At 63.9% G+C, this 19,564-nt stretch carries 18 protein-coding genes; 10 read left to right on the top strand and 8 right to left on the bottom strand.

Features of this window, described 5'->3' with window-relative positions; all coding sequences use genetic code 11:
* The first annotated feature begins 63 nt into the window (after positions 1 to 63).
* Positions 64 to 2,784, top strand: coding sequence for a bifunctional diguanylate cyclase/phosphodiesterase (locus tag FXB38_RS25650; protein ID WP_148753714.1), 2,721 nt, complete (start codon positions 64 to 66; stop codon positions 2,782 to 2,784).
* Between the two features lie 137 nt (positions 2,785 to 2,921).
* Here FXB38_RS25650 and FXB38_RS25645 read toward each other — a convergent pair whose 3' ends face one another.
* Positions 2,922 to 4,259: a S41 family peptidase gene (locus tag FXB38_RS25645; RefSeq protein ID WP_148753713.1), complete on the bottom strand. Its 1,338-nt coding sequence runs from the start codon at positions 4,257 to 4,259 to the stop codon at positions 2,922 to 2,924.
* Between the two features lie 319 nt (positions 4,260 to 4,578).
* Here FXB38_RS25645 and FXB38_RS25640 point away from each other — a divergent pair, with 319 nt between their 5' ends.
* Genes FXB38_RS25640 through FXB38_RS44010 form a run of 3 tightly spaced genes read left to right on the top strand, consistent with a single transcriptional unit; the run spans position 4,579 to position 6,701 of the window.
* Entirely contained in the window at positions 4,579 to 5,706 is a 1,128-nt protein-coding gene (locus FXB38_RS25640) for an alpha-hydroxy acid oxidase (protein ID WP_148753712.1), read from the top strand.
* An 8-nt stretch (positions 5,707 to 5,714) separates the two neighbouring features.
* Positions 5,715 to 6,341: an HAD family hydrolase gene (locus FXB38_RS25635; RefSeq protein ID WP_148753711.1), complete on the top strand. Its 627-nt coding sequence runs from the start codon at positions 5,715 to 5,717 to the stop codon at positions 6,339 to 6,341.
* Positions 6,342 to 6,365: 24 nt separating this feature from the next.
* A complete protein-coding gene (locus FXB38_RS44010) occupies positions 6,366 to 6,701 on the top strand; it encodes a hypothetical protein (protein ID WP_246230128.1) in 336 nt (111 codons plus the stop codon).
* A 104-nt stretch (positions 6,702 to 6,805) separates the two neighbouring features.
* On the opposite strand, the gene FXB38_RS25625 is transcribed toward FXB38_RS44010, so the two are convergent.
* From FXB38_RS25625 to FXB38_RS25615, 3 genes are read right to left on the bottom strand one after another with little or no spacing between them, the layout of a single operon-like run.
* The gene (locus FXB38_RS25625; protein ID WP_148753710.1) at positions 6,806 to 7,588 is read right to left on the bottom strand and encodes a hypothetical protein; all 783 of its coding nucleotides are present in this window, start codon (positions 7,586 to 7,588) and stop codon (positions 6,806 to 6,808) included.
* A 29-nt stretch (positions 7,589 to 7,617) separates the two neighbouring features.
* Positions 7,618 to 8,187 (bottom strand): hypothetical protein, encoded by a 570-nt coding sequence (locus FXB38_RS25620; RefSeq protein ID WP_246230126.1) that lies wholly within the window; start codon positions 8,185 to 8,187, stop codon positions 7,618 to 7,620.
* A 43-nt stretch (positions 8,188 to 8,230) separates the two neighbouring features.
* Entirely contained in the window at positions 8,231 to 9,652 is a 1,422-nt protein-coding gene (locus FXB38_RS25615; RefSeq protein WP_187435142.1) for a YadA-like family protein, read from the bottom strand.
* 222 nt (positions 9,653 to 9,874) lie between these two features.
* Between FXB38_RS25615 and FXB38_RS25610 the strand changes: the two genes are divergently transcribed.
* The 5 genes from FXB38_RS25610 (at position 9,875) to FXB38_RS43025 (ending at position 14,254) form a co-directional block, all read left to right on the top strand.
* Positions 9,875 to 11,002 carry a helix-turn-helix transcriptional regulator gene (locus FXB38_RS25610; protein ID WP_148753708.1) on the top strand — a complete coding sequence of 376 codons (1,128 nt, stop codon included), beginning with the start codon at positions 9,875 to 9,877 and terminating at the stop codon, positions 11,000 to 11,002.
* Between the two features lie 104 nt (positions 11,003 to 11,106).
* On the top strand, positions 11,107 to 12,318 hold the full coding sequence (locus FXB38_RS25605; protein ID WP_148753707.1) for a molybdopterin molybdotransferase MoeA: 1,212 nt from the start codon (positions 11,107 to 11,109) through the stop codon (positions 12,316 to 12,318).
* 176 nt (positions 12,319 to 12,494) lie between these two features.
* Positions 12,495 to 13,196 carry a transcriptional repressor LexA gene (lexA, locus tag FXB38_RS25600; protein WP_148753706.1) on the top strand — a complete coding sequence of 234 codons (702 nt, stop codon included), beginning with the start codon at positions 12,495 to 12,497 and terminating at the stop codon, positions 13,194 to 13,196.
* Between the two features lie 31 nt (positions 13,197 to 13,227).
* The gene (locus FXB38_RS44005) at positions 13,228 to 13,629 is read left to right on the top strand and encodes a hypothetical protein (RefSeq protein ID WP_246230124.1); all 402 of its coding nucleotides are present in this window, start codon (positions 13,228 to 13,230) and stop codon (positions 13,627 to 13,629) included.
* A 193-nt stretch (positions 13,630 to 13,822) separates the two neighbouring features.
* Positions 13,823 to 14,254, top strand: a complete 432-nt coding sequence (locus tag FXB38_RS43025) for a hypothetical protein (RefSeq protein ID WP_187435141.1) — start codon at positions 13,823 to 13,825, stop codon at positions 14,252 to 14,254.
* A 10-nt stretch (positions 14,255 to 14,264) separates the two neighbouring features.
* Here FXB38_RS43025 and FXB38_RS25585 read toward each other — a convergent pair whose 3' ends face one another.
* Positions 14,265 to 16,562, bottom strand: coding sequence for a ComEC/Rec2 family competence protein (locus FXB38_RS25585; RefSeq protein ID WP_148753705.1), 2,298 nt, complete (start codon positions 16,560 to 16,562; stop codon positions 14,265 to 14,267).
* Positions 16,563 to 16,725: 163 nt separating this feature from the next.
* A complete protein-coding gene (locus FXB38_RS25580; RefSeq protein ID WP_148753704.1) occupies positions 16,726 to 17,418 on the bottom strand; it encodes a hypothetical protein in 693 nt (230 codons plus the stop codon).
* On the opposite strand from FXB38_RS25580, the gene FXB38_RS43020 reads away from it, so the two are divergent.
* A complete protein-coding gene (locus FXB38_RS43020; protein ID WP_187435140.1) occupies positions 17,417 to 17,563 on the top strand; it encodes a hypothetical protein in 147 nt (48 codons plus the stop codon). The two genes, FXB38_RS25580 and FXB38_RS43020, sit on opposite strands and share 2 nt — an antisense overlap.
* Before the next feature lie 600 nt (positions 17,564 to 18,163).
* Here the strand turns inward: FXB38_RS43020 and FXB38_RS25570 are convergent.
* Positions 18,164 to 19,159, bottom strand: a complete 996-nt coding sequence (locus tag FXB38_RS25570) for an IS1595 family transposase (RefSeq protein ID WP_246230122.1) — start codon at positions 19,157 to 19,159, stop codon at positions 18,164 to 18,166.
* A gap of 108 nt (positions 19,160 to 19,267) precedes the next feature.
* Positions 19,268 to 19,501, bottom strand: coding sequence for a DUF2171 domain-containing protein (locus FXB38_RS25565; RefSeq protein ID WP_148753702.1), 234 nt, complete (start codon positions 19,499 to 19,501; stop codon positions 19,268 to 19,270).
* Positions 19,502 to 19,564 lie beyond the last annotated feature (63 nt).

Genomic DNA, 19,564 nt, shown 5'->3' with positions numbered 1-19,564 from the left:
CTGTAAACCGACGGATGTACGGGGGTCATGAATTGACCCTGACGTGTGTACGGCAGCGACGACATGATGACGGGATACGGCAGTCGCCTCCTTGACCAGGCCTTCGTCCGCAGCGGACCGATCCGCTGGCTGGTGGTGGGCGGCACACTCCTGATCGCTGCGATCGCCGTCGGCGCGGTGCTGATGGCACAGAACTTCCGCGAGCGCGCGCTACGCAACTCCGGCCGTGAGCTGGAAAACACCGTGCTGCTGCTCGCCCATCATTTCGATCAGCAATTGCAGGATTTCGCGGTCATCCAGAAGGATTTCGTCGGTCATGTGCGCGCGAGCGGAATCACGACCGCGGAGGACTATCGCAGGCGCCTCGCCGGCCAGGACGTGCACCAAATGCTGCGTTCGAAGATCGAGGCGCTGCCTTACATGGGCGGCGTCAACATCATCGACGCCGACGGCAATGTCATTAATTCCTCGACGGCATGGCCGGCCCCGAAGGTCAACGTTTCCGACCGCTCTTATTATCGCACCTTCCGATACGATCCGCAGGCGCCCGACGTGCTGATCGAACCGGTGCACAGCCGCATCTCCGGCGCCTGGACCATCCTGATCGTGCGCAAGATCATGGGACCGCACGGCGAGTTCATGGGCATCGTCGGACGGGGCATCGAGCCGGCCAATTTCGAGAAATTCTTCGAGACCGTCATGCTCGGCGAAGGCGCGACGATCTCGATGCTGCATCGGGACGGCACTTTGCTTGCCCGCTTCCCGCATTCCAGCGAGATAATGGGACACAATTTCAGGAACGGCTCGTTCGAGCAGCAAAAGATCTTCACGCTCGATCACTTCGCCGGACGTTTCGTGAGCCCGGTCGACGGCGAGGACCGGCTGGTCTCGGCGCGTGCCCTGCCCCACTTCCCGATCCTGATGATGGCGACGACCACGCGCGCGGCGGCGCTTGCCGACTGGCGCGAGCAGATCGGCATACTGATTTCGGTCGCCTGCGCCTCCGCGCTCGCGATCGCCGGCGTGCTGATCGCGATCGTGCGCAAGCTGCTGGAGCAGCATCGCATGTCCCGGGAGCGGCTGACGCTGGAGAAGCAGCGGCTCGACCGCGCCGTCAACAACATGACCCAGGGCCTGCTGCTGTTCGACGCCTCGCAAAAGCTCGTGGTTTGCAACCAGCGCTACATCGAGATGTACGGCTTGTCGGCCGAGATCGTGAAGCCAGGCTACAGCTTTCTCGACATCATCGCGCACCGCAAGGCCACGGGTTCGTTCCCGGGCGACGTGGACCAGTATGTCGCACGCGTGCTGCGCGATGTCCATGTGCGCAACTCCATGGTCGTTGATACCGGCGACGGCCGCTCGATCCAGATCGTCAACGAGCCGCTCGGCGACGGCGGCTGGGTCGCGACCCATGAGGACATCACCGAACGTCGCCGCATCGAGGAGCGCATCACCCATCTCGCGCATTACGACGCGCTGACCGACCTGCCGAACCGCGCCATGTTCCACGAACATCTGCGCGGAGAGCTGCTCGCCATCGTCGACGGCGACGAGCTCGCCGTGCACTACATCGACATCGACGAATTCAAGGGCGTCAACGACGCGCTCGGCCATCTCGTCGGCGACGAGCTGTTGAAATCGGTGGCGGAGAGCCTCCGCGGCTGCGCCGGCCCCACCGACTTCGTGGCGCGGCTCGGCGGCGACGAGTTCGCGATCGTTCAGAGCGCGGTGACCTCCCAGGACCAGGTCAACGAGCTCGTCGCGCGGGTCTTCGCGGCGATCCGCACACCATTCGACTGCATGGGGCATCATCTCACCACCGACGCCAGCATCGGCATTGCGCTGGCGCCGGGACACGGCACCGCGCTGGACCAGATCCTGAAGAACGCGGACATGGCGATGTACGCCGCCAAAGCCGCCGGGCGCCGCACCTGCCGATTCTTCGAGCCGGAAATGGACGCCAAGGTGCGCGAGCGGCGACAGCTGGAGATCGATCTCCGCCACGCCATCGCTCATGGCGGCCTGGAGGTCTATTACCAGCCCTGCCTCAGCCTCAAGGACGACCGCATCACGGGCTGCGAGGCGCTGGTGCGCTGGCGCCACCCCGAGCGCGGCATGGTTTCGCCGGCCGAGTTCATCCCGATTGCCGAGGATACCGGGCTGATCAACGAGATCGGCGAATGGGTGCTGGCGACTGCCTGCCGCGACGCCGCCGGCTGGCCCGACGACATCCGCCTCGCCGTCAACGTCTCGCCGGTGCAGTTCAAGAGCGGCACGCTGGCGCTGAAGATCATGGCGGCGCTGGCCGCCTCCAATCTGCCGGCGAGCCGGCTCGAGCTCGAGATCACCGAGGCCGTGCTGATCCGCGACGACGAGACCGCGCTTGCGATCCTGCACCAGCTCCGCGCCATCGGCGTCCGCATCGCGCTCGACGATTTCGGCACCGGCTACTCCTCGCTGAGCTATTTGCACCGCTTCCCGTTCGACAAGATCAAGATCGACCGCTGCTTCGTCAACGACATCGCAGGCCCCGACGGCTCTGCCAGCATCGTGCAGGCCGTGGTCAACCTCGCCAGCGCCCGCCGCATGGCGACCACGGCCGAAGGCGTCGAGACCGAGGAACAGCAGCGGCTGCTGCGCACGCTCGGCTGCACCGAGATGCAGGGCTATTTGTTCAGCGCCGCAAAGCCGGCCGACAAGGTCGTGGAGCTGTTCGCGCTCCATCGCAGCCGCCTCGCCCAGCGCGACGGCAACGAAGCTCGCCGCCGCGAGGCAGGCTAGCAAGGGCCGCTAGTTCGTAGATGGAATACTTCGTAGGGTGGGCAAAGCGAGCGTGCCCACCTCTTGTCTTCCCGCACACGCAGAAGCGGTGGGCACGTCGCTTACGCTCCTTTGCCCACCTACGGCATCTCGATCAGCTAGTTCGGCACGGTGGTCTTCGGCGCCGGCTTCGCGGCGGCCGCGTTCACGGTGACGCCGTGCAGGAAGTCGTAGGCCGCGTGCAGCGCCTTGTCGTCCTTCTCTTCCGGCGGGACATAGGATTGCGATCCGGTCTGCTCGCTGCCGTCAGCGGCCTGCAGATGGCCGCGCATCTGCGACTCCGCCATGGTGTCGACGCGGCCTTTCAGCTCGGCCGGCACGTCCTGGAGGATCTCGATGTCAGGCGCGATGCCCTGGGCCTGGATCGAGCGGCCCGATGGCGTGTAGTAGCGCGCCGTGGTCAGCGCCAGCGCGCCGTTGCCAGCGCCAAGCGGAATGATGGTCTGCACCGAGCCCTTGCCGAACGAGCGGGTGCCAATGATCGTGGCACGCTTGTGATCGTGCAGCGCACCGCCCACGATTTCGGACGCCGACGCCGAGCCGCCGTTGACCAGCACCACAAGCGGCTTGCCCTTGGTGAGGTCGCCGCCATGCGCGGTGAAGCGCTGGGTCTCTTCCGGATTGCGGCCGCGGGTCGAGACGACCTCGCCGCGCTGCAGGAACGCGCTGGACACCGACACGGCCTGGTCGAGCAAGCCGCCCGGATTGTTGCGCAGGTCCATCACGTAGCCGACAAGCTTCTCCTGCGGGACGTCCTTGGAGATCGAGGCGATCGCCTTCTTCAGGCCGTCGGTGGTCTGCTCGTTGAACGAGGTGACGCGGATGTAGCCGATGTCGCCGTTCTCGACATGGAAGCGGACGGGGCGGACATGGATGATCTCGCGCGTGATCGCGACATCGAGCGGCGCATCGGCGCCCTTGCGCATGATGGTGAGCTTCGTCTTGGTGTCGACCGGCCCCTTCATCTTGTTGACGGCCTGCTCGAGCGTCATGCCCTGCACGGCCTCGCCATCGATCTTGCTGATGAGGTCACCGGACATGAGGCCAGCCTTGGACGCCGGCGTGTCGTCGATGGGCGAGACGACCTTGACCAGGCCCTCCTCCATCGTGACCTCGATGCCGAGCCCGCCGAATTCGCCGGAGGTGGTCTCCTGCATCTCGGTCCAGGCCTTGTCGTTCATGTAGCGGGAATGCGGGTCAAGCGAGGTCACCATGCCCGTGATCGCGCCTTCGATCAGCTTGGAATTGTCGGGCTTCTCGACATAGCTCGCCTTCACCCGCTCGAACACCTCTCCGAACAGGTTGAGCTGCGAATAGGCGTCATCCGCATTCGCTGCCGCCCGCGCCGCCCATAGTCCGCCATGCGGACCGGATGCGAGGAGGGTCAAGCATGCTCCGGTGAGCGCGCCCAGGGGGAACAGCAGGGTTTTCCGCATGGAATGGTTGGCCTTTTTGCTTCGCGGTTCTCTTGGGGCAGTTCGTTCGGGCTTGGGAGCCGCCATGCAAATGGCGATCCAGACCGGTTCTCACAATATCATTCCGGTTTCTTCAAGGCCGGCGTGCCACGCCGGCGGGCAGCTTGTAGAAATCCCTTCGTCTGGACCTAAACTTTTGGCAACGTTCGGAAACCACCTCGCGCAAAGCAGGAATCGGTCGGCCGGCCCACGCCTCGCTGCTATGCGATTTTAGGATGGTTTTGCAGCCCTGAACGGGATACCCGATGGCATAAGGCTTCAAATTCTCGGGAGGATAACAATGAACGAAGCGCTCCGGCCGGAACGGAACGTCGAACTCGGCGCCAGCAACGAGCCGTTCCAGAATCTGCACGAATTCATCCGGAAGGCGCGTTCCAACCTCAACCAGAACGCCTGGGACTACATCGTCGGCGCCGCGGAGACCGAGACCACGATGCGCCGCAATCGCATGGCCCTGGACGAGATCGCCTTTCGCCCGCGCGTGCTGCGTGACGTGCGCAAGGTCTCCGGCTCGGTCGAGCAGTTCGGCCGCAAGATGCGCTTGCCCGTGGTGCTCGCCCCTGTCGGCGCGCTGGAAATCTTCGACCCGCATGGAGCCGCCAGCGTCGCGCGCGCGGCCGGCACCTTCGGGGCGTCGCACATGTTGAGCTCGGTCTCCGAGCCCGGTCTGGAGAAGACCGCCGAAGCCGCCCCCGATGCGCTGCGCATGTACCAGCTCTATGTCCGCGGCGATGATGCCTTCGTCGCCGACGTCGTCAGCCGCGCCGAGAAGGCCAAATATGCCGCCTTCTGCCTGACCGTCGACACCGCCCATTACAGCCGTCGTGAGCGTGACATCGCCAAGCGCTACGTTCGCGAAAGCCGCCTGCGCGCCACTGGCGGCGATTTCCAGAAGGGGCTGGAGTGGCGGACCGTGAAGATGGTCAAGGACAAGTTCCGGATACCGCTTATCCTCAAGGGCATCGCCACCGCCGAGGACGCGCAGATCGCGGTCGATCACGGCGTCGAGTGGATCTATGTCTCCAACCACGGCGGCCGCCAGCTCGATCACGGCCGCGGTGCCATGCATGTGTTGCCCGAGATCGTCGAGGCGGTGAAGGGTCGCGCCAAGATCATGGTGGATGGCGGCATCTGCCGCGGCACCGACATCGTCAAGGCGATCGCAGCGGGCGCCGACCTCGTCGGCATCGGCCGGCTGCAGTGCTGGGCCCTGGCAGCGGCCGGCGAGAACGGCGTGACGCGAATGCTCGAGCTGCTCGAGGACGAGGTGCTGCGCTGCCTCGGCCTCCTCGGTGCCACCTCGTTCGCCGAGGTCGACAAATCCTGCCTGCACCAGGCCGCCGCAACCAATGCGCCGAGCGTGTTCAGCGCGTTCCCGCTGTTCGACCATGAACCCTACCGATACTGAAGGATAGAATGACATCGCTCTCTCCCGGCAGCGCGGATGCGCTTCTGTTCGATCTCGGGCGCGTCGTGCTCGACATCGATTTCTCCAAGGCGATCGCCTGCTGGGCAGGACATGCCGGGTGCAAGCCTGAGGCCGTCCTCGCGCGTTATGTGCGCGACAGCGAGGCCTACCGGCTGCACGAGCTCGGTAAGATCAGCGACGAGGACTATTTCCAGTCGCTGCGCTCATCGCTCGGCATCGACATTTCGGATGCGCAGTTCCTGGAGGGCTGGAACGCGATCTTCGCCGGCGAAATGCCCGACGTTGCCGAATTGCTGCCGCGCGCGGCGAAGCAGATGCCGCTCTATGCCTTCTCCAACACCAACCGCCCGCATGTAGACCATTTTTCGAAAGAGTATGCCGATCTGCTCGGCCATTTCCGCGAGTTGTATCTGTCCTCCAGCATCGGCCTGCGCAAACCGGACGCGGAGGCGTTTGACCACGTGGTGGCTGCGATCGGCGTGCCGGCGGAGCGAATCGTGTTCTTCGATGACCTCGCCGAAAACGTCGAAGGCGCCCGCGCCCGCGGGCTGACGGCGGTGCATGTCACCTCTCCCGGAGATGTCGGGAACGCGCTGAGAGCGCTGGGTATCTGACGGCAAAGTCGCGGACCGTCCACGTTGGATGTTTCAGGAACTATTTCGCCTGAAAATATGGAACCAGCTCACTTTGTGCATTTTTATACCGAGTTCCCGGAACGAATGCCTGGTTCAGGACTCAATGAGTCCGTTGGGAACCTCTACATCGGACGTATCATCGTGTTGGGCAAAACCTACCTCACCAAGCAGGCCTCTCTGCTGGTCAAGTTCGCCAAGACCACCTCGGATTCCGAACTTTCCGCCAAGCTGATGAGCAAAGCAGCGGATCTGAAATCTCAGGCTGATCCCATGCCCGGCGGGGATCACAGCCTGAGGGCACCGGATGTCGATCCTGATAATGGAACGGGGACAGCCTGACCGCCGTCTCCTGGCCATGCTGCTTTCAATTCGTTTTTCTCGTCCCGAATTCAGCAGTCCCTGCGTCTGGTGAGCCGCGTCGGCCCCTTCGGGCGTACCCCAGCTCACCAGCGGTCCTGAAGCCTCAGGCTCGCCTCGAGGTCGCCGCGAAAATTGTGCTGACCGAGATGGAGCAACTTGCACTGCAGGTCGACCCATATCTTGCCGCCGATGTCGCGCCAGCGGCGGCAGAACGCATAGTCCTCTGAGAGATAGCGGCCGGAATCCGGATCGACCATGCAGTCGAAGAACAGCCAATGCAGATGCGCCAGCGGATTATTCGGCGGGCCGTCCGGGACGTAGTTCAGCTCCGGATATTTCTCCATCATCTGCTTGAACACGTCACGCTTGACGCACATGAAACCGGTCGGCGCCTCCGCCACCTCAGCAAAACCATCGGCATCTGCATAGGTGCTGATGCGCTCGACGCCATGGCCGATTGGGTTGAAGGGGTATTCGGTATAGCGATCCTCGAATTGCTGCCGGGTCGTTCCCGCCGGCAGTCCTCCCTCCGGCCAGTTGAAGTTCTTCATCGGATAGATGCCGGCGGTCACGTCGCGATCGATCAGGAGCAGGCGGCAGACCGATTGCGGCGTGAAGGCGAGATCAGAATCGATCCAGAACAGATGGGTGAGCGTCTCGTCGGAGAGGAACTTGATCACCATCTTGTTGCGCGAGCGGGTGATCAGGCTTTCCGAATGCATGTGCAGGATGCATTGCAGCCCGAACCGGTTGCAGTGATGGGTCAGCTCGAAAATGCTGGTGACGTAGTGCATGCTGACAGCCGAGATGTAGCAAGGCGTCGCAAACATCACTTTCATCGATTTCAGCGCTTCGTCGGGTAACATTTCTCGCTCGTCTGGCCGAGTTGCTGCGTCTATTTCGAGGCGTTCTCCGGCGGCTTGGTCGCCGGTGCGGACTTTGCGACCGCCGCAGGCTGCTTGCTGGCATTTGTCGGGGTCTGCTTTTGCTCAACACGCGGCTCGGGCGGGGTCGGCGCTGCCGGCCCGCTCTGTCCAATCGAGACCGAGATCCCGAACAACCGCCACTGTCCGTTCACCGGCGCGAAGGCCAGGTCGAAATTGACCTGGTTCGGGACCGACGGAAAGAAGCCGGCCAAATGCATCAATCCGTTGGCCTCGATCTGCGGCAGCAGGTTGAGCTGCGGATCGATAACGGCGACACCCGAGAGATCGAGATTGTCGTTGCGCAGCTTGGCGAAAATCTCGCCCAGCCGCGCAGCCGAGTTGACTTGGAAACCGGGCGCGCCGATATCGCGCAGCACAGTGTAGTTGCCGGTCTTGTTGGCGTGGTCGAGTGCGAGCAGCGAAGAGCGGACCAGCATCAGCACGCCGTTGCGGTCGATCTGCGCGGGTTTTGGCGCCGGCGGGGGCGTTTCCGCATGGCCGGCGGCGGCGGCCGCCGCCGTCAGCGCAGCCGCAAGCATCAAAGCCCGCCACCCCCGTTGCTTTCCGCTCAACACGCCGCCGTCACCACGCAACCGTCACTCCGGCGCGTCCACCGACGCCGCCTTGCGCGAACCCGGCCGCGACGCCGCCGTTGAGCACGACATACTGGTTGAGGCGCATCTGGGCGCCCAAGCTCATGGCGTTCTGCCCGCGGAACGTGCCCCAATTGGTGGAGACCGCAAACCGCTTGTCCGATGGCAGTGCCGAGCCGCCCATGGCAATGGCGATCGCGGTGCCCTCGAACGCCTGCCGCATTTGCGTCTGCAACGTGGAGACGTTGGACTGCAGCGTGGAAATATCCGCACCGCTGAAGCTTGCGGCCGCCAGATGCCCGGCGGCATCCGTCGTCACCACCTGGGTTGGTCCAGATTGTGCGGCAAGGCTCGCGGCCGAGGTGAGGCCGGACATGCGATAGGTGTTCGTGCTGGTGCCGATCGAGACCTGATTGGGCGCTGATGTCGTCGCGCCCGCGCCGATCGCAGTCGAATTGGCGAAGGTAGCCGTGGCGCCCGCACCGATCGCAGTCGCGCCGGTGGCGCTGGCGGTGCTGGCTTGGCCAATCGCGGTGGTGGCGTCGCCGGTCGCGTTGCTACCCTGGCCGAACGCACTGGCTGTCAAGCCATTGGCGATGCTGCCTTGACCAGTCGCGGTTGCGAAATCGCCATTTGCGAAACTGCCTTGGCCGGTCGCGGTCGCGCTGTCGCCGTGGGCGACGCTCTGGGCGCCCGTCGCGGTCGCGAAGGTGCCATTCGCAGCACTTTGAATCCCTGTTGCCGTTGCGTCAAAGCCATTCGCCTTGCTTAGACTACCGGTCGCGGTCGCGTCCACGCCGTTCGCGACGCTGCCTTGTCCCGTCGCCGTCGCGTTGGTCCCGTTTGCGTTGCTGGCTTGTCCCGTCGCCGTTGCATAGGTGCCGTTGGCGAGGCTGAACTGTCCAGTCGCGGTCGCGTTGGTCCCGTCTGCGCGGCTTTGCTCTCCGGTCGCGGTCGCGAGGGTTCCAACGGCGGCGCTGAAGGTACCCGTCGCCGTCGCCGAGGTCCCGTTCGCGACGCTGTTTTGTCCCGTCGCCGTCGCATAGGTGCCGTCCGCGAGGCTGGACGCTCCAGTCGCGGTCGCGTTGGTTCCGTTTGCGGTGCTGCCCGGTCCAGTCGCGGTCGCGAACGTGCCGTTCGCGATGCTGCCCGCACCATAGGCTGTCGCAAAGTTGCCGGTCGTGGTCGCGCCGCTGCCAACCGCTGTCGCATTGCCGCTGGGCGCGTTGATCACGCCGCCGCCGGCGGCGTAGTCGGCAGAAAGAGCTGCCGAGGGACAAAGCGCCACTCCGGCGCCGAGCACGCCCACGCCGGTGAGCATGCTGCTGGCGAGCAAGCCGGCCTTGCGAGACAGGCTCCGGATGACCGGAATGATGGTCTTGCGACCTCGATGGATTGCCGAAATCGACACTTTCGCCCCCGTCCCCTGAATCGCAGGAATGATGTCCTTTCGGAAATGTTGCAAAGCCCGGACATGGAGGCATCTGACGTTTGTCGGATGCGTCGATGATTGCGTCGGGAATGCCAATGGGGTGCGGCTTTGCGGCAACATCGGCACGACTGCCGCTTTTCTGCTCTTGCTCGTTCCGTGACGCTGCGCTGAGATGCCTCATTGCATTTTGAGGCATTTGTCTTGGGTACGGACGATATTTCCAACGAATCCGTATTGGACCTCATCGGCGCCATCTACGAGGTTGCGCTCGACGGAAGCCGCTGGGAAAATGTGCTGACGCGCATCGACGACGCCATCGGCGGCCGTACCCTGTTCGGCGTCTTTGATCCCGCAAGCGGCCTCTCCAGCCTGCTGTCGCCACGCATCGACCCCGACCGCGTGCAAGAGCTACTCGGCTGGGCCCCGCGCAATCCCCTGTTGCCGCTTGGCATCGGCCGGACGCCCGGCGAGGTCTTCACCATCGGCGACTTCATCACACGCGATGAGTTCACCCGCAGCGATTTCTACAACGAATGGTGGCAGCCGGGCGGTTTCGACACCGAACCGTTGACGACGAATCTGCTGGTCGATCACAACGCCACGGGCATCCTGACCAGCCATCGGCCGTCCAATTTGTCTCCGTATGACGACAAGGCGCGGCGGCTGTTTGCAACGTTGGCGCAGCATCTCGTACGCGCCGTTGCGATCCAGCGGCGTACCCACCAGGTCGACATCGCCGGCCGCGCGGCGCTGGCGGGCCTCGACGGCCTCGATCAGGGTTTCATTCTCGCGGACGCCCAGGCCCGCCCGATCTTCGTCAATCGTCGCGCGCACGAATGGCTCGACGCCGCCGACGGCATCGTGATCGACGCGGGCGCGCTGAGCGCCATCACCAGCGACGATGGCCGTTGTCTGCAAACGCTGGTCGGCTCATGCAGCATCGATAATCCCGATCGCATCGGCGGCGAGATGAGCCTGCGGCGGCTTCCCGGCCGCATGCCGCTGCACGTGCAGGTAACGCCGGTCGGCAGCGATTGGGCGGAGAGCTCGGTGTCGCTCGCCTCCGGCTGGCGATCGAGTGCGATGGTGCTGATCACCGACCCCGAGCCGGACGCGAGATCAAGACTCGACGCCCTACGCGCGCGTTACGGCCTGACCCGTGCCGAAGCGGCCTTCGCGCTCGAGATCGTCAAGGGCGGCGGCCGCAAAGCCACGGCCGAACGGCTCGGCATCGCGGACGGAACCGCGCGCAGCCATCTGTCGAAGATCTTCGACAAGACCGGCGTGGGGCGACAGGCCGAGCTGGTGCGGCTGTTGCTCCAGAAATAGCTGCGTCCGCGCGTATGCGCATCCGTTTTGCCTCAACGGCCACAGTCGGCTAGAACGCTGGCCGCGACCTGATTGTCGCGTTGCCCAAGCAGGAGCTTTCAGCCGTGGCCCTCATGCCGGTTTCCGATGCGCTTGCCGCGGTGCTCGCCGGTGCGGAGCCGCTGGCTGAAGAGATGGTTGCGCTCGATGAGGCTTGGCACCGGGTGCTGGCGCGCGATCTCGCCGCACGGCGCACGCAGCCACCGCAGGCGATGTCGGCGATGGACGGCTATGCCGTCCGCGCGGCCGATGCAGCCAGGGTCGATGCGCAGCTCAATGTCATCGGCGAGGTCGCTGCCGGCCGGCCGTTTGCAGGAACTGTCGGTGCCGGGGAAGCCGTCCGGATCTTCACCGGTGGCGTCGTTCCCGACGGCGCCGATGCGGTCGTGATCCAGGAGGACACCGTCGCCGACGGCAAGCGCATCGCGATCAAGGAAGCCGCCGTCGCCGGGCGGCACATCCGCCCGGCCGGCATCGACTTCCGCGAGGGTGACGTGCTCCTGCGCAAGGGCGCCCGGCTGACCGAGCGCGACCTCGCGCTTGCCGCCGGCATGAATCACCCGCAGTTGGCGGTCGGCCGCCGTCCGAAGGTCGCGATTCTCGCAACCGGCGACGAGCTGGTGATGCCGGGTACGACGCCCGGTCATGGCCAGATTGTCTATTCCAACGGCTATGCCCTGCATGCGCTCGCTCGCAGCGAAGGGGCCGACACCATCGACCTCGGGATTGCCGCCGACACGCTTGCCGCCACCACCGCCGGTATCCGCCGCGCGCGCGAATCCGGCGCCGACATCCTGATCACGACGGGCGGCGCCTCGGTCGGCGACCACGATCTGGTGCAGCAGGCGCTCCGCGACGAGGGCACCTCGATGGCGTTCTGGAAGATCGCGATGCGGCCGGGCAAGCCGATGATGAACGGGCAGCTCGGGGCGATGCGCGTAATCGGCCTGCCCGGCAATCCCGTGTCATCCTACGTTTGCGGCTTCCTGTTCATGGTGCCGCTGATTCGTGCGTTGTCTGGCCGTTCGATGGTTCATCACCGCCGCGAACGCGCCGTGCTCGGCCGCGACGTCGGCGCCAATGACCAGCGCGAGGACTATCTGCGCGCCCGCCTGGATGTGCGTGATGACGGCACGCTGATCGCCCTTCCCGTCAATCACCAGGACTCCTCGCTGCTTGCGAATCTCGCTGCGGCACAGGCACTTCTCGTGCGCGCACCGTTCGCACCGAGGGCCGAAGCGGGAGCGCCGTGCGAGGTGCTGCGACTGCCCGTCTGAGCGCATTGTTCGCATGCGTTCCGCGAACTTTGTCGCGTTCACGGTAAATTAAGCAGTTGCGGAACAAGTATCGAACATATAGTGTCCGTTCATGATTTGTTTCGAGCATGTAGCGGCTTATTGCTGACTTCGGCGTCTCGGAATCGAACGACATCAACCGGGGGATTTTGGTCGAGATGTTAACGCGCAAACAGTACGAGCTCCTGCGGTTCATCAGTGAACGCCTGAAGGAAAGCGGCGTGCCGCCCTCCTTCGACGAGATGAAGGATGCGCTCGATCTGCGCTCGAAATCAGGCATCCATCGCCTGATCACTGCGCTCGAGGAGCGCGGCTTCATCCGCCGCCTGCCCAACCGCGCCCGCGCCATCGAGGTGATCAAGCTGCCCGAACTCCAGGCCGCCGCTGGCAGCCGCCGCGGCTTCACGCCGAGCGTCATCGAGGGCAATCTCGGCAAGGTGCGCCCGGCGTCGAGCCTGCCGGCCGACGAGGGTGAGCGTCCAGTCGCAGTGCCCGTGATGGGCCGGATCGCGGCCGGCACGCCGATCGAGGCTTTGCAAACCCGCAGCCACACCATCAGCGTCCCGCCCGACATGCTCGGCTCGGGCGAGCACTACGCGCTCGAAGTGCGCGGCGACTCCATGGTGGAGGCCGGCATTCTCGATGGCGACATGGCGCTGATCCAGCGCAACGAGAGCGCCGATACCGGCGACATCGTGGTCGCCCTGATCGACGACGAGGAAGCGACACTCAAGCGTTTCCGCCGTCGCGGCGCCTCGATCGCGCTCGAGCCGGCCAACGCGGCCTATGAGGTTCGCATCCTGCCGCCCAACCGGGTCAAGATCCAGGGCAAGCTGATCGGGCTGTACCGGAAGTACTGATCGCGTCGCTATCGGCGAGCGCAATCAACGATTGGAGCGGACGATTGTCCGCTCCGGCTGGGTAGTCTTTCTGGTTTTGCACAGATTATCCGGCCCCTTCTCCAGCGCTACATCCTCGGCACGCCGCAACGAAGCACGCATTGCTTCGCAGGGCCTTTGCCAGACCGAGGAGACCAACATGCGCAAGATCATTTTGAGCACCGTCACGATGACGCTGATCGCAGTATCAGCGTCGCAGGCCTTAGTGTCGCAAGCCTTGGGCTCGCAAGCCTTGGGCTCGCAAGCCTTGGGCTCGCAAGCCTTGGCTGCGCAGCCGCAGCACCACGCTCGCAAAGCACCGCGCGCAACGACTGAGCAATTCCGCAATGCCCGTAACGCCGTCGCGCAGCCGGCTTGGCAATATTCGGGCTGGTCAGCGCCAGCCGGCCGCTGAAGCAACGCGCTCACCAAATGCGCGGGAGCAGGCTTTGTTCCTCGTGCATTTGAAAAAGATAATGTGATCGCGCTCTGCTGATGCGAGCCGCAGATTTGCCCACAAACAAGCATAAGATGAGCTTCCACTCTGATAGGGGCCTGCGCCTCCGAGACAGAGGCGCGGGTGCTCTATCCTGATTGAGGAGCACCCGATGTGTGACTATAGCCTGCATGCCGTCGCGACGCGTCCCGCAGAAGTTGGCGAGACGATCGTCACGACAACGTTCCGCGGCACCTCGACGCGCGGCTTCGCCTCCGAAGCCGACATGTCCGTCGCGGTTTGCCTGCTGCCGGGAACGGAGCTCGCCTTCGCCGACAACGTCCGCTACGACAATCGCTGGATCTGGACGCGCACCATCAACTCGCGCGTCGGCAAGTTCGGCAAGGTCGATCCGCACATTCCCGACCGCCATCACGACGCGATCGAATTCCCCGACGGCAAATACGTGCTGGTGACGCAGCTGGTCGAAGGCCAGCGCGCAACCGTGCTGCAACTGCCCGTGACCCAGCCGCTCGGCGAGCGCGAGCACAAGCCGCAGGTCGCCGACAGCCGCTCCACGTCCCCGCGCCTGCCGATCGGCTAAGCCGTCGATCTCAGTCATCGGCCTGCAGGTCGGCGTCAGACGGCGTTGCGTCTTTGGAGCGCGGAGCTGCCGACCGCGGCATGAGGGTCTGTTCGAAATCTCCATCGCCGGCCGCCGCCGGCGACCAGGGGCGGTTTGCGCCCCTCGCCTTTACCGCCTGAATCGCAAAGCCGTCGCCACGCGGCGTCAGCGCCAGCGCGCCCTGACGCACGAGACGTGGCCGATCGACCACCATCGCACCACAATCCGGCGGCGCGGACCTTGCCGTCACCACCAGTGCCGCGCGGCTGCAATCGTCTCCCAGCGCGTCGATGCGCAACGCCAGCGCAACGATGCGTCCGTCGGCAAGCGGCGTCACGCAGCCTGACTCGTCGCACGACACACCATCGGCAAGCGCGACGCTGCCGGGATCGCGAGAGTCGGCATCGGCCGCGAGCCACTCCTTGAGCAGAAAGCTGTCCTTGCTCGCCCTGATCAGGTGCAGCTGCCCGTCCCTGCCCCGCACGGCAACGCTCTGGCCGTCACCGGCGATAAGGATGTCGGGTTGCCGGACCGACAGACCCCAGACGATTGCCGCCACGAGCACGATCGCGCCCGACCACCGCAGCGGCGTGCGTAGCAGTCCCATCAGGACGAGGCCGAGGCTCGCCGCGATCAGCGGCGCAGTGCCGAAGGCACTGACGTGGCCGATCGCGCCGGGCAGCGCCGCGACCCATCGCGAGACCGCCACCATCCAGTCGATACCGATCCCCATCAACCACCAGAACACGCCGTCGAGCCCGAACGGTGCCGCGAGCAATCCCAACAGCCCAGCCGGCATCACCAGCGCCGAGACCACCGGCATCGCGCCGAGATTGGCAAGCACGCCATAGGGCGTGACGCGATGGAAATGGAAGGCGGCATAGGACGTGGTCGCAAACCCCGCGATCATCGAGGCCATGAATAGCATCGCAATCTCGCGGCCGCCCCATAGCGCGATGCGCGCGGTTGTCGAGTGATCGGGCGAGGCAAACAGGTTCGGCATGCCGATCTGCACCAGCGCCACCAGGCCGAGCGTTGCCGCAAAGGACATCTGGAAGCTCGGATGCACCAGCGCCTCAGGCGCGACCGCAAGCACGATCAGCGCTGCCACCGCCAGCGTGCGAAAGGTGATGGCGCGGCGGTCAACCATGACAGCGATCAGCACCACCGCGGTCATGAAGAACGACCTTTGGGTCGCAACCTCCGCGCCCGAGAGCAGCAGATAGAACGCGGACGCGACCAGCGCCGCGGCGGCCGACCATTTCTTGATTGCGAAGCCGACCGCCAGCCCGGGGATCAGCGCCAGCAGCGCGCGAACCGCGAAGAAGACGACGCCGGCGACGACAGCCATATGGTACCCGGAGATCGACAGAACATGGCCGAGGCCGGAGATGAACATCGCATCGTTGACGGGCGTGGTGATGGCATCGCGGCGGCCGGTCAAAAGCGCAGTCGCGATCGCGCGGTTGTCGCCGTCGAGCGTGGCGCGGATGCGCGCGTCGATCGCATCGCGCAGGCCCTGCATCACCGCCGCATAGCGCAGTTGCAGGCCGCCGGCATCGGGCGGCGCCACGGCCGTGATCGCTCCCATCACGAAGCCGGAGGCGCCGATGCCCTGGAAGAACATGTCGCGCGAGAAATCGTAGCTGCCCGGCCGCAACGGCGCGAGCGGCGGCATCAGCCGCGCCTTCAGCTGCACGAAGCTGCCGACGTCGGGCGCCGTCCCCTTGCGCACGGAGAGGCGGACGCGCTCCAGCTTCACGTCGCTGCGCTGCGCCTCCATCGCGGTGACGCGCAGCACGAACCGGTCGGTGCGTTCGCGGATGTCGCGGGTCTCGACGAAGCCCGACAGCGACACCGAATAAAGCGGCCTTGCGAGCACCGTATGGGCGATGCGCGCCGTCTTCCAGGTTGCCATGGCAAAGCCGGCCGCGACCGCCGCGATCATGATCGCCGGCGCAAACCACCGGCTCCGGCGCAACAACACCGCCCCGAGCGCCAGCGCCACCGTCGTCGTGGCAACGACCCACAGCACCGGCTCATGATCGGCCGCGAAGTAGAGCGCGATGCCGCAGCCAAAGGCGATCGGCACCCAGGGAAACAGTCGCCCGGCGCCGGCTTCGGCCTTGGCCCATTCGCGAAGCCGCCCGACGATCGCGGGCCAAACGTCAAAGCCCGCCGGCACAAAGCCGCCCGCCGACGCGGTCCGGCCGGTTGGCCAAGTCCCTGCAATCGGCGCGCCGGCGATACCCTGCGAGACCCGTTGCGGCCGACCCGGCTCCGCCATTCCCTAGCAACCCTGCCTTAGCAACCCTGCGATACGCGACAGGCGCAGAGGCTACCGGAACGTGCAGCGGTGCGAATGGGGTTTATATACTTGACACCACATCACGCGATAGCTAGTTCTGGCGCTGCCGACGGTGATTTGCCGGCGGCTGGCGCGCCCGAGATTACTCCCCAGATGCTTCGAGCTGGGGAGGAGCGGTTGCTTGATCTGGTTGAGTGGAGAGAGTCAGCGCACGTGGTAGCCGAGGTTTATCGGGCAATGTGGGCGTTGCGGTCTCTCCGCCTTCCCACGTGATCGTGCCACCGCTCAATGCCGCTATGCGCCAATAGAAAAGCTGCGATCCAAACATGGCGAACTCCGCCATGTCGTCAGCAACGGATCTCAATTCCGCGACATCCAGGCTTATGAAATTATTTTCGTCGGGTGTTTTCTTGGATGGTTTCGCCAATGTCAGATGTGAACTAGTAAGGTCTGACAGCGAGGCGTTGTGCGCCTTGGAATGCATCAGGATATTTCGGTTGTCTGTGGCGGTGCCATAGCCTGAAATGAAGTGCTCGTATCGTTCACGGAAGCTAAGCGGCTGCGTTTCGGCAACCTTTCGCGCCACTTCCATTCGTTGAGCGTTGTTAAGTTTTGAAAAGACCAGCTTACCGACTTCAAAATGCGTCTGTGTGATGTAAAATAAGCGGTAGAATTGGCCTTCTAGATCGTTGTAGTTGGCGGCTATGACTCCAAGCGCATGCATGTGCTCCTTGAGGCTGGGATTATATTTCCAGTTCCAACTCCACGGCTTTTCGTCCAGCAGAAGGGCCGCTAAGAGGCCGCGATAGACTGGTTTAGGAGCATCATCAGTCATGGCTAAAGAGCCTGAAAAGTACGAGGAAAAGGAAGCACAAGAGCGTTTCGAGGCTGCGCTACGTGGCGCGCTCAAGACGCCTCATGAGCCGTTGAAGGAAAAGCCGAAGGTGAAGAAGGCCAAGAAGCGAAAGGCGACCAAATGAGCGAGTTCAAGTTGACGGGGGCCGGAGAGCTTGATGCTAACCAGCCCCGCGCTTCACTTAGTGCGCATGGTGAGCGGAGCACACCACCAGCCGCCACCGAACCGGGCCTTGCCGATCTGCGGGGTGCTGGTGATGATACTGCGGAGGTAGCGGAGCGCCCTCGATAGAGGTGCACTCATAGCCGCATGTTACGCATCTATAGATGCCAGAGTTCTGGGTTAAAGAACCGGGCTCAGCAATTGCGTCGAATGCAGGATGGTCTTTAGGATTCAGGTAGGCAGGATATTTGTAGTAGGCCAATTGGCCCTCCATTAAATGTGAGGGCGGACCTTGACCTTTTGTGCAGAATCCCAAAGATGGGATTGCTAACTACACTTCAGCTCATGACCCGTCCCTCGGGTTAATGAGCTACTCGGGGCCGCCGGCGCCAACCGGCGGTTTCCCCCGAATCGCTCAAGCCAATTCTGCCAAGAAGTGCAACCTGGAGTCCATCCCGGTTCCCTTTTTGTGCGCGTTTCTCAACCCGTGCGATACCGGGTTGATTTCAAGCGCTTGGCTCGCCAGCGAACGAATCGCCGGGCCAGCCGGGAGAGATCGCGCTTAGTGAGATTGACGATACGTCAGACGCTTGCCAGCCGCGCCTTTGACGGCAAGGTCTGCACGTGCCCCATCGTCAATGCCGAGCGCGATGCGGTTGCTGTAACGGAAGTCGAATTCTGACAGATAGCGGTGCAGGTGCTTTTCAGCGCAATGCTGATAGATGCCCTTCATGCCGCGCTTGAAGATCGAATAGTAGCCTTCAACCGTATTGGTGCTGATCGTGGTGGTAACGACAATGGGCTTGCCATCGTCGCGCAGTTCGTCAGTCACCGTGTTGCGGTAACGGGCATACTGATCCTTGCTGTGGGTGACGGTATCGTGGGTAAGGCCTTCGATATTGGAAATGATCTTGTAGGACGGCGCTTCGTCCGTCATCAGATGCGCCTCACGGCTGAGGTTGGCGCGGATGATCGGCATGATGTCGCCCGTGCGCGTGCCGTCGATATGGAAGCTGCGGGCAGCACCGCCGCGTTCCACAAGCGTAAGAACCACGTTCTTGTTCGACCAAGCGAGGCGGCCCTTCTTGGGCTGGCCTTCAAGGAAACCATAGAACGTTTCGTCAACTTCCACCGTCTTGCCGCCACCACCCATCGGGGGCAGCAAGCCGCCAGCGCGCATTGCCTCGCGGATGCGATGCGACAGGAACCACGCGGATTTGTAGGTAATGCCCAAGGTGCGATGCAGTTGATGCGAGCTAACGCCCTTCTTGCTGGACGCCATCAGGTAGAAGGCCTGAAGCCAGACGTTGAGCTTGATATGGCTGCTTTCCATCACGCTCTTGGTGGTGACGGAGAAGTCCTTACGGCATTCCTTGGAGCCGCAGCGGTAGACGCCGGGCTTCTTGGTGGCAAACGAGGCGTTCACGGTGCCGCAGTGCGGGCAAACGCGATCGGTACCCCAGCGCAGGGCCTCAAGGTAGGTCCGCGCAGCCTCGACGCTCTGGAAGTGCGGAGCGTTGAAGCTGGCGTTCTTGATGGGCGGCTTGGCTGCGGGCATCGCGTTGTTCCGAGTTGATGCCCGTTTCTACATTTCGTACCTTGTGGTGTCAAGTATATAATCGCCGTGCGAATAGCGGTACGGATCAGGAACGAAGGGGCCGCGGCCCTACTTTTCCTCTTCCATCGTCACGGCGACATCCGCCTTGGCCGACAGCCGGACCTTGTTGCCCTCGACATCAGCGACCAGACCCTTGTCGATGAAATGATGATGACCCTTGTGGCTGCCCTCGCCGCTGTCCTTCTTGGTCAGCTTGATGCGGTTGCCCTCGACCTTGTCGACGGTGCCGACATGGACGCCGTCGGCACCGATGACTTCCATATGCTCTGCGATGTTCTGCATGGCGGGATCCTCAATTGGGGACCCACACAACGCGCAGGGGACGCGTTCGTTGCCTCGCCGGAA

Source organism: Bradyrhizobium cytisi, from assembly GCF_008123515.1.
In the GTDB taxonomy this organism is placed as follows: domain Bacteria; phylum Pseudomonadota; class Alphaproteobacteria; order Rhizobiales; family Xanthobacteraceae; genus Bradyrhizobium; species Bradyrhizobium cytisi.
This window is presented reverse-complemented; position numbering and strand designations above follow the sequence as displayed.

Excerpts from the sequence above, each read along its gene's own strand:
- FXB38_RS25650 (WP_148753714.1), top strand. The coding sequence starts at position 64 with ATGATGACGGGATACGGCAGTCGCCTCCTTGACCAGGCCTTCGTCCGC.
- FXB38_RS25645 (WP_148753713.1), bottom strand. The coding sequence starts at position 4,259 with ATGCGGAAAACCCTGCTGTTCCCCCTGGGCGCGCTCACCGGAGCATGC.
- FXB38_RS25640 (WP_148753712.1), top strand. The coding sequence starts at position 4,579 with ATGAACGAAGCGCTCCGGCCGGAACGGAACGTCGAACTCGGCGCCAGC.
- FXB38_RS25635 (WP_148753711.1), top strand. The coding sequence starts at position 5,715 with ATGACATCGCTCTCTCCCGGCAGCGCGGATGCGCTTCTGTTCGATCTC.
- FXB38_RS25625 (WP_148753710.1), bottom strand. The coding sequence starts at position 7,588 with ATGTTACCCGACGAAGCGCTGAAATCGATGAAAGTGATGTTTGCGACG.
- FXB38_RS25620 (WP_246230126.1), bottom strand. The coding sequence starts at position 8,187 with ATGCTTGCGGCTGCGCTGACGGCGGCGGCCGCCGCCGCCGGCCATGCG.
- lexA (WP_148753706.1), top strand. The coding sequence starts at position 12,495 with ATGTTAACGCGCAAACAGTACGAGCTCCTGCGGTTCATCAGTGAACGC.
- FXB38_RS43025 (WP_187435141.1), top strand. The coding sequence starts at position 13,823 with ATGTGTGACTATAGCCTGCATGCCGTCGCGACGCGTCCCGCAGAAGTT.
- FXB38_RS25585 (WP_148753705.1), bottom strand. The coding sequence starts at position 16,562 with ATGGCGGAGCCGGGTCGGCCGCAACGGGTCTCGCAGGGTATCGCCGGC.
- FXB38_RS43020 (WP_187435140.1), top strand. The coding sequence starts at position 17,417 with ATGGCTAAAGAGCCTGAAAAGTACGAGGAAAAGGAAGCACAAGAGCGT.
- FXB38_RS25580 (WP_148753704.1), bottom strand. The coding sequence starts at position 17,418 with ATGACTGATGATGCTCCTAAACCAGTCTATCGCGGCCTCTTAGCGGCC.
- FXB38_RS25570 (WP_246230122.1), bottom strand. The coding sequence starts at position 19,159 with ATGCCCGCAGCCAAGCCGCCCATCAAGAACGCCAGCTTCAACGCTCCG.
- FXB38_RS25565 (WP_148753702.1), bottom strand. The coding sequence starts at position 19,501 with ATGCAGAACATCGCAGAGCATATGGAAGTCATCGGTGCCGACGGCGTC.